This is a genomic window from Rhodococcus sp. 05-2255-3B1, from assembly GCF_002258545.1.
Taxonomy (GTDB): domain Bacteria; phylum Actinomycetota; class Actinomycetes; order Mycobacteriales; family Mycobacteriaceae; genus Rhodococcoides.
Genome location: NZ_NOZC01000046.1, coordinates 81,159 through 96,844, shown reverse-complemented (window position 1 = coordinate 96,844; position 15,686 = coordinate 81,159). Strand labels below are relative to the sequence as shown.

Genomic DNA, 15,686 nt, shown 5'->3' with positions numbered 1-15,686 from the left:
CCAGCCGCTTACGCGACCGGACCTCCGAAGATCTCGATGGGCTTGCTGTCGGCGGAGAGCGTTACGAGCGCGCGCTTGGTGTCCTTGCGCTTGCCGTAACCGAACCGGGTCCGCTTACGCTTGCCCTGACGGTTCATCGTGTTGACGCTGGTCACGGTGACGTCGAAGATCTTCTCGACGGCAATCTTGATCTGCGTCTTGTTCGAGTCCGGGTGCACCAGGAACGTGTACGTGCCTTCTTCGATCAGTCCGTAGGACTTCTCGGAGATGACCGGTGCCAGCAAGATGTCGCGGGGATCGGCGATCGTGGTCACTTGCTTGCCTCCTCGTTCTTTGCAGGCCCAGCGATGAAGGTGTTCAGCGCTTCCACGCTGAAAACGACATCATCGGCGTTGAGCACGTCGTAGGTGTTGAGCTGGTCGGGTGCGATGGGGTGCACGCCGTCCAGGTTCTGCACGCTCTTCCAGGCTGCGATGTCCTCGCGGCCGACGACGAGCAGGACCTTTTTGCGGTCCGAGATCTCGGCGAGGAACGTCTTCGCACCCTTGGTGGACGGAACCTGTCCGGCAACCAGTTCGGTGATGACGTGCAGTCGCTCGCTGCGGGCCCGATCGGAGAGGGCTCCGCGCAGGGCGGCTGCCTTCATCTTCTTGGGGGTCCGCTGGCTGTAGTCGCGCGGCTGCGGTCCGTGGACCGTGCCACCGCCGACGAACTGAGGAGCGCGGGTCGAGCCCTGACGGGCGCGGCCGGTGCCCTTCTGCCGGTACGGCTTCTTGCCGCCGCCGCGAACCTCGCCACGAGTCTTCGTGGAGTGGGTTCCCTGACGAGCAGCTGCCAGCTGTGCGATGACGACCTGGTGCAGCAGCGCGATGTTCGCCGGAGCGTCGAAGATCTCCGCGGGGAGATCGACGGTGCCGTTGGTCTTGCCGCCGGCTTCCTTGACATCGAGCGTCAGCTTGGTCTCGGTGTTCTTCTCGAGGCTGGTCATGCCCGTGCACCACCCTTCAATGCAGACTTGACGATCACGACATTGCCGCGACGGCCCGGGATCGCTCCCTTGATCAGCAGCAGACCGTTCTCGCTGTCCACCTTGTGGACCGAGAGGTTCTGCGTCGTGACGCGGTCGCCACCCATACGTCCGGACATGCGCATTCCCTTGAAGACGCGACCGGGTGTTGCGCAGCCACCGATGGATCCGGGGCGACGGTGCACGGCCTGTGCACCGTGGCTCGCGCCCTGACCCTTGAAGCCGTGACGCTTCATGGTTCCGGCGAAGCCCTTGCCCTTGCTGGTGCCGGTGACGTCGACGTATGCGCCGTCCTCGAACACTGCAGCGGTGAGCTCCTGGCCGATCTCGAACTGCGAGGCGTCGGCTACGCGAATCTCCACGATGTGGCGACGCGGCGTGACACCTGCCTTCTCGAACTGGCCGGTGGTGGGCTTGTTCACCTTGCGCGGGTCGATCGCACCGAATGCGACCTGGACGGCGCTGTAGCCGTCACGTTCCTGGGTGCGGATCTGGGTGACCACGTTGGGGCCTGCCTTGATCACGGTCACCGGAACGACGCGGTTGTTCTCGTCGAAGACCTGGGTCATTCCGAGCTTGGTGCCCAGAATTCCTGTCGCAGGCCGGTTCTTGTTATCAGTCATCGTTGTCTCCGCGCTCACTGGATGTTGACGTCGACACTGGCCGGGAGGTCGATGCGCATGAGCGCGTCCACCGTCTTCGGTGTCGGGTCGAGGATGTCAATGAGCCGCTTGTGAGTACGCATCTCGAAGTGTTCGCGCGAGTCCTTGTACTTGTGCGGCGAACGGATGACGCAGTACACGTTCTTCTCTGTCGGCAACGGCACCGGTCCGACGACGCGGGCACCCGTACGGGTGACCGTTTCGACGATCTTGCGCGCTGACGCGTCGATCGCCTCATGGTCGTAGGCCTTGAGCCTGATGCGGATCTTTTGTCCCGCCACGCTTAGTGTCCTTTTCTTGCCGCTTGGTCGTAGAACGGGCCGTTCGGCCTGCTCCACCTCGTCTGCACAGTCCCCGAGCCGTGGAAAACCCACCGACTCGAACTGCCTTCGTGCACACACGACAGTGAAAAACGTTGACGACCAGGCGTGGCCTGATTCCGTTGCCGCTCTTCATCTGTCATGGTTCTCCGGTCCACGCGGTCGGGCGTGTCGCGATTCCGCTCATTCCTCTGCGCTGAAACTTTCGCTTCAACCATCCGAATCGAACGAAATCCGCACCGATCGAGCTGGTGTTCCGGACGCGCTCACGTGGAGCGCTGGTCTCATGTTCTTGCTCAGTCGACCTTTCGGCCGACTCACCTGTTTCAGGCCGCACGCAAGCGCGTCCCGTGTCCAGGCAACCCGACCAGTATGCCGCAGACCGGGCAGCAGATCAACTCGGGGCCGATCGATCGCTACCGAGCTACCTTACCGAGCAGTAAGGTAGCGCCATGACCACCCTCGAGAACACTACCGGAGCGACCTATCGCGCCTGGTCGAAGCTACCGAACAACACTGTCGGGTCCACTCTCTTCTCCGTCGGCATGTGTCTGCGCGTTCCGTACTTCGCATCCGTGCTTCCCCGTGTCGTCGCGCTCGAGCCGGGACGCTGCGAGGTCACCGCGCCCAAGTGGTTCGGCATTCGGAACCACCTGGGCACCTTCCACGCCATCGCCGCGTGCAACCTCGCCGAGGTCGCCATGGGCATGCTCGCCGAGGCGACCGTCCCCACCACGCACCGATGGATTCCCAAGTCCATGACAGTCCAGTACCTGACGAAGGCCACGACGTCGCTGCGCGCGGTCGCCGAACTCGACGAGGTCCCCGATTTCGGAACGATCACCGACGGCATCGACATCGTCGTACCCGTCGCGATCCGAGATACCTCGGGCATCGAGGTGGTGCACGCGGACATCACCATCTGGGTCTCCGCGGCGTCCCGTTGACATACTCGACCGATGAACTCGGTGACACGGTCGCGGTCCCATGACTCGGTAGCGGTGATCGGAGGTTCGGGAGCGGTGGGCCGCCTGATGGTCGATCTGCTGCTCGCGGACGGCGTACCGGTGACCGTCGTGGACGTGCACGCTGGCCCGGAGCTCGACGGTTCGACGGTGATCGCCGGCGACATCACCGCCCCCGCCGAGCCGGTCGAATCGGTGCTGAGAGAAGCGACGACGGTGATTCTGGCCGTCCCCGAATCCGTGGCGCTGCGGGCCGACCTGTCCGCAATGCGCGCCGACGCCCTGCTGGTGGAGACCCTGTCGGTGAAGTCCGGCTTCTCCCACCATGTACAGGGCGCGCGTCCGATCGGTGCCACGCTGGGAATCAATCCCATGTTCGCCCCGTCGCTCGGAATGGCCGGACGCCCGGTTGCGGCCGTCGTGCATCGACCCGGCCCGCCGGTGGATGCCTTCCTGGACGGCATCTCGCGGTGGGGCGCTCGGGTAGTCCTTCTCGACGCCGCACGTCATGATCGCCTCGCCGCGGCGACGCAGGCGCTGACGCACGCCAGCGTCCTGGCGTTCGGACTGGCTCTGGCCGAACTGGACCTTCCGTTCGTCGACATCGACGCCGTTGCGCCTCCCCCGCACGCGTCGATGCTCGCGATACTGGCGCGGATCACCGGCGGGGAACCCGAGGTCTACTGGGATGTTCAGGCCGGCAATCCCCACGCGGCCGAGGCCAGGGCGGCGTTGCATCGCGCGACGCAGACGGTGAGCGAGACCGTCGATTCCGGTTCCGAGGCCGACTTCGCCGCTCTGTTGGCGCAGGCCGAGGCCGCTCTGGGTGGGAACGGGGATCGGTATCGGGCGGTGTGCGCGGAGATGTTCGGTATCGTTCGAGGTAGCAGTGGTAACCGATGACCACGAGTACGAGCGCGGAGGCGAGGCACACGATGTTGGAACAGCCGTCGTTGCCGGAGTTCGATTCCGACGATGTCGTCGAGAGTGCGGTCGTCGCTCGATTGGCGAAGAACTGGTCGCAGCGCGCGACGGTCAAGAAGCCCGAGCCCGAGCTGGACGATCTGTTCGACACCACCAAGCAGGATTTCCCCGACGCTCTGATCCCATTCGGCGAGCACGACACCTTCACCGGTGCCACTGCCGAGCAGCAGGATCGACTGCGTGCCTGGGGTTGGATCGCGTTCAACAAGAACGTGATGGACGTCGAGCAGCACGTCGTTCATCCCGGTTTCGCTCTGTTGGCGCAGGACGTGTTCGAGACCGGGATGGGTGACACCCTCGCTGTGGCGGTCACCCAGGCCATGGTGGACGAGCAGTACCACACCCTCATGCACCTCAACGCGAGCGCTGCGACCAGACGCGGACGCGGGTGGGCTCTGTCGGAACGATCGTTGCCGTTCAGCTCCACCGTGCGCAGGCAGCGTGCGGCGCAGGCGACCAGTGACGACCCCTGGTCGGCGGCGATCAGCTCGCTCGCGTTCATGACGGTTGCAGAGATCTCCATCACCTCGTATCTGGACCTGATCGAGGACGACGACATCATTCAGCCCATCAACCGGGCCACCGTCAAACTGCACAACCGCGACGAGTACTGCCATGCGTCGATCGCCGACGACATGGCTGCGATCGTCTTCGACAGGCTCCGCCCCGACGACCGCCAGAAGTTCCTGGACGGGCTGGTCGACGGCATGGACGCGTTCTCGAGCAGCGACTTCTCCACCTGGGGACGCATTCTCGAACTCGAGGGCGTGCGCGGTGGCGGGCAGATGCTCGTCGACGTCGAGCAGGACAAGAGCCGCCGCGCGTTGGTTCAGGACTACAGCGGGTTGCGGTCTCTGTGCCGCAAACTCGACGTCGAGAACAGTATCGATATCGACTGGGACTGACTGCGGAGGTCACGCAGCGACGACCCACAAGTAACATCCACGGCGAATTTCGCTATCAAGTAGTGGCCCTCGACTCCACGGGGTCCGGTCCCACCACTCCCCCCGACAGCTCGGAGATTCGATGTCGTCAGCTCAACACGCAGCCGTACACGTGGAGGACGTACACAAGTCCTTCGGCGATGTGCAGGCGTTGCGCGGCATCAGCTTCTCCGCCGAGCGGGGAACGGTGCTGGGGATTCTGGGCCCGAACGGTGCGGGCAAGACGACGACGGTGAAGGTGCTCTCCACTCTGATCGCACCCGACCGGGGCAGGGCATTCGTCGCAGGTCACGATGTCGCGACCGACGCTCCGGCAGTGCGCCGCTCGATCATGATGACCGGGCAGTACGCGGCCCTCGACGACACTCTGTCCGGCCGCGAGAACATCGAGCTCTTCGGCCGTCTGATGGGTCTGGACAAGAAGGCTGCGAAGGCCCGAGCCAAGGCCCTGCTCGACGAGTTCGACCTGTCCGATACCGGCAAGCGCCCCGTCCGTGGCTACTCGGGCGGTATGCGTCGCCGCATCGACATCGCCTGCGGCCTCGTCGTGCGGCCGGAGGTCGTGTTCCTGGACGAGCCGACCACCGGACTCGATCCCCGCAGTCGGCAGGGCGTCTGGTCGTTGGTCGAGGCACTCAAGTCGCAGGGCATCACTGTGCTGTTGACGACGCAGTATCTCGAAGAAGCAGATGTCCTGAGCGACAACATCATCGTCATCGACAAGGGCACGGTCATCGCAGAAGGCACCTCGGACCATCTCAAGGCCATGACCGGCGGCAGCTACTGCGAGGTCGTTCCCCTCGATCCCGGCCAACTCCGCGCGGCCGCCGAAGCCCTCGGCGACATGGTTCCCGCTGCAGTTCACGCCGAGATCACCGCTGCCTCGGACCGGCTCTCCGTTCCTGCCCCCGACGGCGCAGCCACGCTGTCGGAAATCCTGCGCCGCATCGATGCGGTGGGCATCGTGCTCGCCGACATCGCCCTGCGCCGCCCGTCGCTCGACGACGTGTTCCTCACCCTCACCGGTCACTCGAAGACGAGCACCACACCATGACGGCCACGACGCGAGGCGTAGCCGGTTCGCAGGCGAGGACCGTGCAGCGGACCGATGTCGGTTCGACGGCTCAGCAACCCAAGCGACGGTCGAGGACGAAGCCGTCGGGATTCGTGCAGTGGCAGGCCCTCACCGGGCGTGCGCTGTGGACGATGCTCACCAAGGGTGAGTTGTTGGTCGCGGTCATCGCCCCGCTCATCTTCACCGTCGGCTTCTACCTGCCGCTCAAGTTCGTCATGGGTCTGCAGGGCATCGACTACGCCCAGTTCCTGATGCCGATCATCGTGCTGCAGGCCATGGCGTTCACCGCGATCTCCGCGGCGCAGCGTGCCTCGGCCGAGGCGATGAGTGGCCTGAATTCCCGGTTGAAGACCATGCCCGTCGTGCGGGGTGTGCCGCTGGTGTCGCGCATCTCGAGTGGTGTCGTCCGCTCACTGGTGTCTCTGGTGTCCGCTCTCGGCTTCGGTTACGTCATCGGCTTTCGATTCACTGCGGGATTCGGTCAGGCCCTGTTGTTCTGTGCACTGGCCATGCTGATCAGCACCACGTTGTCGATCGGTGCCGATGCGATCGGAACGCTGTCGAAGAGCCCCGAAGCGACCAGCCAGGTGTTGACCCTGCCCCAGCTCATCCTCGGCATGGCCTCGTGCGGATTCGTTCCGGAAAGCGGTTTTCCCGAACTCATCCGCCCCTTCGTTCGCAATCAACCGATCTCTCAGTTCTCGTTCGCGATGCGGGACATGGCCGAAGGCGGAGTCACCTTTCAGGTGCTGTGGCCATCCCTCGCCTGGATCGCAGGCCTGATCGTGTTCTTCGTCCCGCTTGCCATCTGGGCGAGCTCTAGACCGGAATGACGAGTCCGAGATGACCATGTCCGAAGCGTCGGTGAACGCTGCTCGCGTATCCAACTTGACCTTTCCCGAACCCAACATGGCCCTGCGAGAAGGGTCGATCCGCGCGCTCGGGACGCACAGTCTGATCCAGGCCAAGCGACTTCTGATGCGGTGGATGCGCGATCCGTCGACGATGATCCAAGCCTTGCTGTACCCCGCGTTGATGCTGGTCATGTTCCGGGTCGTACTCGGCAACTCGATCTCCGCGGCCACCGGAGCCCCGGCCATCTACGGCCAGGTTCCGATGATCGCTCTCGTCGGGGCCATGTTCGGGTCCATCGTCAGCGCTGTCGGTCTCAAGGGTGAGCGGAAATCGGGCTTGCTGTCCAGGTTCTGGACGACACCGACTCACCGTGCCGCCGGCCTGCTCGGCAGAATGATCGCCGAAGCCGTCCGAGTGCTCGTCACCACCACCGTCATCATCGCTGCCGGAGTGGCGATGGGGTTCAGATTCACCCAGGGGTTCCAGGCCGGACTCTTGTTGCTTCTGATTCCGGTCGTGTTCGGTATCGGGTTCGCGGTGATGGTCACGTTCCTCGCGACCGTCGCCGGTAATGCTCCCCTGGTTGAACTGGTCTCGATCTTCTGCACCCTGTTGATGTTCTTCAATGCCGGCTTCGTTCCGGTTCTGGCGTATCCGCTCTGGCTGCAGCCGGTCGTCGCAGCTCAACCGATGTCGGTCGCGGTCGATGCCATGAGGAACCTCGCTCTCGGAGGTCCGGTCATGACACCGGTGCTCCAGACGTTGGCGTGGTCTCTGGGTCTGGTCGTGGTGTTCCTCTATCCTGCAATTCGGGGGTACAAGAAGGCATCCGCGACCGGCTGATCGAATAGGCTCCGGCCGTCGATGGCCACGCTGGGAGGTGACGTCGTGGCCAATGGGCACCCCGAGCACCCGTCGATCTCGGTGATCATTCCGGTGAGCTCGCTCGATCCCCTGCTCGACGCGCAGTTGCAGGCATTGGCGGAGCAGGATTCCGATTATCGGTTCGATGTGCTGATTTCGGACAATGCCGGTGACGGACGAGTCGGCGATCACGTGTCCTCGCACCCCCTACGGGATCGACTGCAGTTGACCTGTGTCGACGCATCCCAGCAGGTCGGCGCGGCGCATGCCCGCAATCGCGGTGCCGAGAACGCCTCCGGTGAGCTGTTGATGTTCTGCGATGCGGACGACGTGGTGCATCCGTCGTGGCTACGAACCCTCGCCGAGCTGGCCAGGTCGTTCGACGTAGCCGGTACCGCGGTGGAGACGTACACGTTGAACAGTGCGCAGGCGTTGTCCTGGACTCCGACCACACCGCCGGAGGATCAGGGCCGCACCGACTTCCTGCCCTTCGCCATCGGGGCCAGCATGGCCTGCTGGGCGTCGGTCTATCGCGATGTCGGTGGCATGGACAACCGGTTCCGGGCCAGCCAGGACGTGGAATTCTGCTGGCGCGCACAATTGGCCGGCTACACCCTCGGCTTCAGCACCGAGGCTGTCGTCGCCTATCGGCTCCGAGCCGAGCTCCGGCCCATGCTGCGCCAATCGTTTCGGCTCGGCTTCGGCTTCGCCAAACTGCGCGGAATCTATCGGACGCAGGGGTGCCCGGCCATGAGGGTCCGTACCGTCGCCTCGTGGTGGACCGCCCTACTGGTTCGCAATCCGCTTCTGCCGACCTCGTGGACCGGATTGGCCCGTGGTCATTGGGCGAGGGCCCTGTTCATCCGGGTCGGCGAAGTTCGCGGCGGCATCGCCTATCGCGCCTTCTGTTGGTGACGTCCGACACACCCACTGGATCGCCGGGCTGCCCGGCCTGCAGTCTTGAGTCGCGCGCCTGTAACGGATGGATGACCGATGTTACGGTCGAGAACACGGAGCTGCCGAAACCGGCGGCACATCGCACGCCTTCACACGAGATCGAGGCCATGTCGAACACGCTTTCCCGAGTACTGCCCACGGCGGTCGCTGCCGCCGTTGCCGGTGCCCTGTGCCTGACCGGGGCGGGAACAGCTACCGCGGCACCCGCCTCCCCCACGGGCACCTCCGTGTCTGCCACTCCTGTCCTGGAGGGCGCGAACGACTTCGGCTGCGTGCCCAGTGCGGCTCATCCACGTCCGGTGGTACTCGTGCACGGAACGAAGATGGATGCGTCGACGTGGAAGACGCTCGCACCGCAGTTGAAGAGCGAGGGCTACTGCGTCTTCGCGCCCAACTACGGCGGCGTCTCGCTCCTGTTCGATCCGAGCACGACCATCTGGGGTTCGGGTGATATCGCCGAGTCGGGACGGCAGATCGGTCGGTTCGTCGACGAGGTGCTTGCCGCCACCGGTGCAGAACAGGTCGATCTCGTCGGTCATTCACAGGGCGGCACGTCCTCGCGCCAGTACATGAAGTTCGACGGTGGCACCGATCCGCAGGATCCTGCCCGCAACAAGGTGCACACTTTGGTCACCCTCGGTGCCACCAACCACGGAACGACGTTCGGCGGTCTGCAGCAGCTCTCCGAACTGCTCACCTCGCTCGGACTCCCCGGCGACGCGCTCACCCCGCTCACGTACAACATGGCCGGTGCACAGCAGTTGGTCGGCTCCACGACGTTGACGAGCCTGAACGACGGCGGAGACGTCCAACCGGGAGTCGAGTACACCGTCATCGCCACCCGCAACGACACGGTGTCGACACCTCCGGGGAACACCTTCCTCCGGTCGGGTGATCCGTCGACGGTGCACAACGTATGGGTTCAGGACGTGTGCCCGGCCGCCACGACGTCGCACATCGGCCTCGTCACCGATCCCGCGCCGCTGTACATGGTCAAGTCGGCGCTCGACCCCGAGTACGCAGCGACCACCCCGCCACCCTGCTGACACTGCTGACACTGCACGATCCGTAGCCACCGGGGCCTCGACGACATCACGTCGCGAGGCCCCGGTCGCGTTCGAAGACCTACCGGTCCAGCTCGGTCTGCAACACGGGTCCGATTTCGGCCAGTGCGGACTGCGACGCCATCTGCCAGTGTGTCGAATGCACAGGAACCACGGTGACGCCCCCGTCGACCGCGTCCTCCCACGTCGACGCCGCGACGGTTCCGGTCGGATCGTCGACGACCGACGCGAAGAGTATCGACCGCCCGACGAATGTCCGGGGCACGTACGAGTCGATCAGCTCTGCCGAACGGGCGATCCCCTCCAGTATCCCGGCGACCCGGTCGCGGGAAATCTCGTCGAACGGAGCCGGCATCGATGCCAACAGATCCGCCACGGAATCGACCGTGAGCTCGCCGATCTCGAGATCGGAGTCCGCTCCCAAGCCGAGGCCACCGAGCATCTCTCCGGCCGACACAGGACGGTCCACGACGTGGTCGGTCCTGCCCGCGACGAACGAATCCATCATGGCCAGTGTCGACACCGACTCGCCTTCACGCTGCAGTTGCACGGCCATCGCGTGAGCGATCGATCCACCCATCGACCAACCGAGCAGGTGGTACGGGCCCGACGGCTGCACGGTACGAATCCTGTCCACGAACAAGGCGGCCCACTGCTCGATCGATTCCGGCAGCGGCTCGGCACCGGAGAGGGCAGGCGACTGCAATCCGTAGATCGGACGGTCGTCGCCGAGGTACGCCGACAGTCCGCCGAAGGCCCAGGACAGCCCCACGATGGGATGGATGCAGAACAGAGGTGACGAGGAGCCACCGAGCCGAAGAGGAATCAACGTCTCCAGCCCGGTGGAGTCCGCCCCCTCGCTCGACTCCGTCGCAGCCGTCATCCGCGCGGAGAGCGAGCCCACCGACGCGTCGACGAACAACCAGTTCAGCGGTACCGGCGCGCCGCCTAGGGCTGCTCTGAGCTTGGAGACCAACTTGACCGCCAGCAACGAGTTGCCACCCAGCGCGAAGAAGTCGTCGTCCAGCCCGACGCGCTCGACGCCCAACACTTCCGCGAACACCGCGGCGACCGATTCCTCGACCGGAGTCTGCGGAGCCCTGAACTCACGGGTTTCGAATTCCGGGGCCGGCAACGCCCGACGGTCCAGCTTCCCGGCTGCATTGAGCGGCAACGCATCGAGAACCACGAACGCCGACGGCACCATGTACGACGGCACCGCCGACCCCAATTCCGACCGCACCGCCTCGGCATCGACCGCGGCACCGACAGCAGGCACCACATAGGCAGCCAACGACTCCCCCACCGACAACTGCGCCACCACCACGACGGCCTGACTCACCGACGACAACGCCGTCAACGCCGTCTCGATCTCCCCCAACTCGATGCGCTGCCCGCGGAACTTGACCTGAAAATCGGTGCGACCGATGTACTCGAGCCGTCCGGCATCCATCGACCACCGCACCAGATCACCGGTGCGGTACATCCGCGCCCCCGCAGGACCGAACGGATCGGCAACGAAACGCTCCGACGACAGATCGGGCCGCGCAACATAGCCCCGAGCCAACTGCACGCCGGCGAGGTAGAGCTCACCCGGCACACCCGCTGGTACCGGATGCAGCCGCGAATCCAGAACGTGGACAGAGGTGTTCCACTCCGGCACCCCGATGCTCACCGAACCGTCCACCGCGACGTCCTCGGAGACGTCGCGATACGTGACACTCACCGCGGCCTCGGTCGGCCCGTACAGATTGTGCACCCGCGCGTTCGACACTGCCCGGCACGCACTCACGGTCCGTGCGGGCAACGCCTCCCCGATCACGAAGATGTGCCGAAGCGAAGAGATGGACTGCGCAGCAACCGATTCGGCGAACACCGTGAGCATCGACGGCACGAAGTCCGTCACCGTCACGCCGTGACGGGCGATATCGGCCGCAACGGCCTCCACATCACGTTGCGCGCCCGGGGCCGCCACGATCAACCGGCCCCCGGTACGCAGCGGCAGGAAGAACCCCCACAACGACACGTCGAACGTCGTGGCAGTCTTCTGCAAGTAGACATCCGACGCGTCGAGACCGTACTCCTGCGCCATCCACTCCATCTGGTTGACGATCGCACGATGCTCCACGGCGACCCCCTTGGGCCTGCCGGTCGACCCCGACGTGAAGAGCACGTACGCCAGATCGCCACCCACCGCGCGAGGGAACACCACCGGCCCGCTCGGCACCGGTGGGTCCGTGATGTCGACGACCGGAATCGCTGTCCCCGTGACGAATTCGTCCCGCGCCGTCGACAGAACGACAATCGGCGACGCCGTGTCGAGAATGTAGTCGTTACGCTCGGCGGGCTGATCCGGATCCACCGGAACGTACGCCGCACCGGATCGCAGCACGGCGTACATCCCGACCACCAGCTCGACCGATCGACGCATGGCCAACCCCACCAGCACGCCGGGGCCGGCCCCACGCTCCTGCAACAACGACGCAGTGGCATCCACCCGGTCCGAGAACTCCCGATACGTCAGCGCCCGCTCACCGAAGACCAACGCCACCGCATCCGGCGATTCGACCACCGTGCGATCGAAGCCGTCCAGCAGCACCTCGCCCGAATCGGCAGCCACCGTGCTGCCGTTGCCCCGCAGCGAGAGTTGTTCGCGCTCAGCCGAATCGAGAATCTCGATGTCACCGACCACGACACTCGGACGAGCGGTGACCGCCTCGAGAACGGTCACCAACCGCTGCCCGAAGGACGTCATGGTCGACTCGTCGAACAGATCCGTCGCGTACATCAACTCGACGGCCGGTCCTGCGCCGTCGCCCCGCTCGGTGAAGGTCACCTGGAGGTCGAACTTCGCCGATGCCACGCCGGAACCGAATGCCTCGACCCCGAGATCGGGCAGCTCGAAGGAACCCTGTGAGAAGTTCTGGAAGAACAGTGCAACCTGCACCAGTGGATGTCGTCCTTGCGAACGCACCGGATCGAGTACCTCGACCAGACGCTCGAAGGGCACGTCGACGTTGTCGAACGCCTCGAGGTCGGCCGTACGTACCGTGTCGAGAACCTCGGCGAACGAGGCATCCGGGGCAACGGGGGTTCGCAGCACCACCGTGTTGACGAACATGCCGACCAGATCGTCCAGCCGGGCGTCGCCGCGGCCACCCACCGGCGCACCCACGGCGATGTCGGCCGTGCCCGACAGTCTCGCCAGCAGCACGGCCAGCGCGGCGTGCACCACCATGAACGGGGTCGACTCGCTCGTGCGGGCGCACTCGAGCACTCGGGCGTGCAACTCGGGTTCGATGTCGAACGACACCACCGCCCCTCGTCCCGACGCGACCCGAGGGCGCGGCCTGTCGGCGGGCAGCTCCAACTGTTCGGGTAGGCCGTCGAGCGCGTGCTGCCAGTACCGAATCTGCTTGTCGGCAACAGAGTTCGGGTCCGATTCGGAACCGAGCATGTCCAGTTGCCACAGCGTGTAGTCGACATACTGAACCGGCAGCGGCGTCCACTGCGGTGCCGATCCGCTCCGTCGCGCGAGGTATGCCGTCATGACGTCCCGAGACAGCGGAGCCATCGACAGACCGTCGGCCGAGATGTGATGCGCCACGAAGGCCAGTACGTACTCCGGTACCGAACCGGCGGGATCGGTGACCTCGAACAGTCGAACGCGGAACGGAATTTCGGTCGTGACGTCGAACCCACGCGTGAAGAACTGCGTCACCTCGGCCAGGGCGCTCTCGCGGGTGACAGGCACCACCGCCGTGTCGACCTGCGTGTCGGCCTGGTCGAGCACTCGCTGATATCCGCTGCCGTCGATGTCGGGGTAGACGGTGCGCAGCGATTCGTGGCGACCCACCACATCGAGGACGGCGGCCTGCAGCGCATCGACGTCGAGCGAACCGCGCAGCAGCAAGGCAACCGGCACGTTGTTGATCGCGGACGTGGTGTCGAGTCGATTCAGGAACCACATGCGTTGCTGAGCGGACGAGAGCGGAATGTGTTGCGGCCGGGCCCTCGAGGCATCGAGCCGGGCCCGGACCGGAGCGTCGACGGAGTCGGCTGCGTTCGCGAGCGCTTCGACGGTGGACGACTCGAACACCGAACGCGCAGGCACGTGCACGCCGAGTGCCGATCCCAACCTCGCAGCGAGTTTGGTGGCGATCAACGAATTGCCGCCGAGCGCGAAGAAGTCGTCGTCGAGACCGACGCGTTCGACCCCCAGCAACTCGACGAAGATGTCGGCTACCGTCTGCTGGGTGGGGGTCGTCGGAGCGCGGAACTCGGCGACCTCGAACACCGGCTCCGGCAACGCATCTCGGTCGAGCTTGCCGGTGGGGGTCAGCGGAATCGACTCGATCGGGGTGACCACGGACGGCACCATGTGCGCAGGCAGACTGCGTCCGGCGGCCTCGAGCAGGTTGTCGACGTCGAGCTCGACACCTGTCGTCGGCAGTACGTAGGCCGCGAGAACCGTTGCTCCCGTCGGCCCCCGGTAGCCGAGGGTCGCTGCGAACTCGACACCGTCGAGTGCGGTCAGAACGGCGTCGATCTCACCGAGCTCGATCCGGAATCCTCGAATCTGGACCTGGAAGTCGTTGCGGCCCATGTATTCGACGACGGGTCCGGTCGGCCCGTCGCGCCAGCGCACGATGTCTCCGGTTCGGTACAGCCTCGCCTGATTCGAGTCCCCCTCGACCGCATAAGGATTGGCGACGAAACGGGTTGCCGTCAGGCCGAACCGACGATGGTAGCCGCGAGCAAGGCCGGCCCCGGTGAGGTACAACTCGCCCGGCACGCCGGCCGGGACCCGACGCAGCCGGTCGTCGAGAACGTGATGACCCATCTCCCTGGTCGACTGCCCGAGCAACACCGCCTCGCCTGCGGTCAGCGGTTGCGAGATGTTGCACACCATGGACGCTTCGGTCGGCCCGTAGACGTTGTGGAACCGGCGGTCGGTGGCCCATTTCGACATCAGTTCCGACGAGAAGGCCTCACCACCGACGGCGAGCACTCGCAGGTCGGGCACATCTGCCGGGTCCAGCGAGGCCAGCGCCGCCGGCGTGATGAAGGCATGCGTGACTCGGTGGCGGCGCAACACCTCGCTCAGATCGGTACCACCGTAGACGCCCGGTTCGACGATGACCATCGTCGAACCGGCACCGACGGCCATGAGCAGTTCCAGTACGGACGCGTCGAAACTGGGGGACGCGAAATGCAGTGTGCGCGAACCGGAGTCCAGGCCGTACGTCTCGACCTGGGTCGCGGCCAGTGGTGCCAGGCCCGCCTGGGAGACGGCGACGCCCTTCGGTAGGCCCGTCGAGCCCGAGGTGTAGATGACGTACGCGAGATCGGACGCGCGAATCGGTGCGCGGCGATCGTCCGCGACCACCGGCCCGTCCGACAGCCCACTCAGTTCTTCCTCGACATCGGATGCGTCGAGCACGATCCACGACACCGTGTTCGGCATCGCAGTCTCGAACTGCGTTGCCGTGACGCCCATTCGGACACCCGAATCGGTGGCCATGTGCTCGATACGAGCAGCCGGGTAATTGGGGTCGATCGGCACGAACGCTGCCCCGGTCTTGGCCACCGCCCACACCGCCATGACCGATTCGATCGATCGGGTCAGGGCCAGCGCCACGAAATCCCCTGGCCCGACCCCACGTGCGAGCAGCAGGCGAGCCAGCCGGGAGGATCCGGAATCGATCTCCCGGTAGGTCAGCGACCGGTCCCCGAATTCGGCAGCGATGCCGTCCGGGTTCTTCTCCACCGCGGCCGCCAGCAGAGTCGGCAGCGCAACGGTACGGGCGGGCCGAGTACGCGTCGGCCGAGACCGGGTGGGCCTGGGACGGGCCGGCCGGCCCCCCACTCGGCCGCCGGACTCGGACGGTGTGCCGGTCGATCCATCCGCACTCATGTTAAGCAATGACTCCTCACCAGTTCTTCGCCGCACCGTCGACCGTGGAGGC

The 15,686-nt window shown here is 65.4% G+C and carries 13 protein-coding genes; 8 read left to right on the top strand and 5 right to left on the bottom strand.

What is annotated here, in order from left to right:
- Positions 1-8: 8 nt before the first annotated feature.
- From rplW to rpsJ, 4 genes are read right to left on the bottom strand one after another with little or no spacing between them, the layout of a single operon-like run.
- On the bottom strand, positions 9-314 hold the full coding sequence (gene rplW / locus CH249_RS26935; RefSeq protein ID WP_027496310.1) for a 50S ribosomal protein L23: 306 nt from the start codon (positions 312-314) through the stop codon (positions 9-11).
- Positions 311-988: a 50S ribosomal protein L4 gene (rplD, locus tag CH249_RS26930; protein WP_008718317.1), complete on the bottom strand. Its 678-nt coding sequence runs from the start codon at positions 986-988 to the stop codon at positions 311-313. Before rplD ends, rplW begins: the two co-directional genes overlap by 4 nt.
- Positions 985-1,650: a 50S ribosomal protein L3 gene (gene rplC / locus CH249_RS26925; RefSeq protein ID WP_032398245.1), complete on the bottom strand. Its 666-nt coding sequence runs from the start codon at positions 1,648-1,650 to the stop codon at positions 985-987. Before rplC ends, rplD begins: the two co-directional genes overlap by 4 nt.
- A 14-nt stretch (positions 1,651-1,664) precedes the next feature.
- Positions 1,665-1,970 carry a 30S ribosomal protein S10 gene (gene rpsJ / locus CH249_RS26920; protein ID WP_003938093.1) on the bottom strand — a complete coding sequence of 102 codons (306 nt, stop codon included), beginning with the start codon at positions 1,968-1,970 and terminating at the stop codon, positions 1,665-1,667.
- Positions 1,971-2,461: 491 nt separating this feature from the next.
- Between rpsJ and CH249_RS26915 the strand changes: the two genes are divergently transcribed.
- From CH249_RS26915 to CH249_RS26880, 8 genes are all read left to right on the top strand, one after another.
- Complete coding sequence (locus tag CH249_RS26915) at positions 2,462-2,956, top strand: hotdog fold domain-containing protein (RefSeq protein WP_094632381.1); 495 nt, start codon at positions 2,462-2,464, stop codon at positions 2,954-2,956.
- 12 nt (positions 2,957-2,968) lie between these two features.
- Positions 2,969-3,877 carry a prephenate dehydrogenase dimerization domain-containing protein gene (locus CH249_RS26910; protein WP_094632379.1) on the top strand — a complete coding sequence of 303 codons (909 nt, stop codon included), beginning with the start codon at positions 2,969-2,971 and terminating at the stop codon, positions 3,875-3,877.
- 32 nt (positions 3,878-3,909) lie between these two features.
- Entirely contained in the window at positions 3,910-4,863 is a 954-nt protein-coding gene (locus CH249_RS26905; protein ID WP_094645469.1) for a diiron oxygenase, read from the top strand.
- Between the two features lie 121 nt (positions 4,864-4,984).
- Positions 4,985-5,956, top strand: coding sequence for a daunorubicin resistance protein DrrA family ABC transporter ATP-binding protein (locus tag CH249_RS26900; protein ID WP_032397546.1), 972 nt, complete (start codon positions 4,985-4,987; stop codon positions 5,954-5,956).
- A complete protein-coding gene (locus CH249_RS26895) occupies positions 5,953-6,810 on the top strand; it encodes an ABC transporter permease (protein ID WP_032397547.1) in 858 nt (285 codons plus the stop codon). The genes CH249_RS26900 and CH249_RS26895 overlap by 4 nt, the downstream gene beginning before the upstream one ends.
- A 10-nt stretch (positions 6,811-6,820) precedes the next feature.
- On the top strand, positions 6,821-7,675 hold the full coding sequence (locus CH249_RS26890; protein ID WP_045195971.1) for an ABC transporter permease: 855 nt from the start codon (positions 6,821-6,823) through the stop codon (positions 7,673-7,675).
- Positions 7,676-7,696: 21 nt separating this feature from the next.
- On the top strand, positions 7,697-8,611 hold the full coding sequence (locus tag CH249_RS26885) for a glycosyltransferase family 2 protein (RefSeq protein ID WP_045195973.1): 915 nt from the start codon (positions 7,697-7,699) through the stop codon (positions 8,609-8,611).
- Between the two features lie 149 nt (positions 8,612-8,760).
- Positions 8,761-9,699: a triacylglycerol lipase gene (locus tag CH249_RS26880; protein WP_045200047.1), complete on the top strand. Its 939-nt coding sequence runs from the start codon at positions 8,761-8,763 to the stop codon at positions 9,697-9,699.
- A 79-nt stretch (positions 9,700-9,778) separates the two neighbouring features.
- Here the strand turns inward: CH249_RS26880 and CH249_RS26875 are convergent, their stop codons facing one another.
- Positions 9,779-15,634 carry a non-ribosomal peptide synthetase gene (locus CH249_RS26875; RefSeq protein WP_094683653.1) on the bottom strand — a complete coding sequence of 1,952 codons (5,856 nt, stop codon included), beginning with the start codon at positions 15,632-15,634 and terminating at the stop codon, positions 9,779-9,781.
- Positions 15,635-15,686 lie beyond the last annotated feature (52 nt).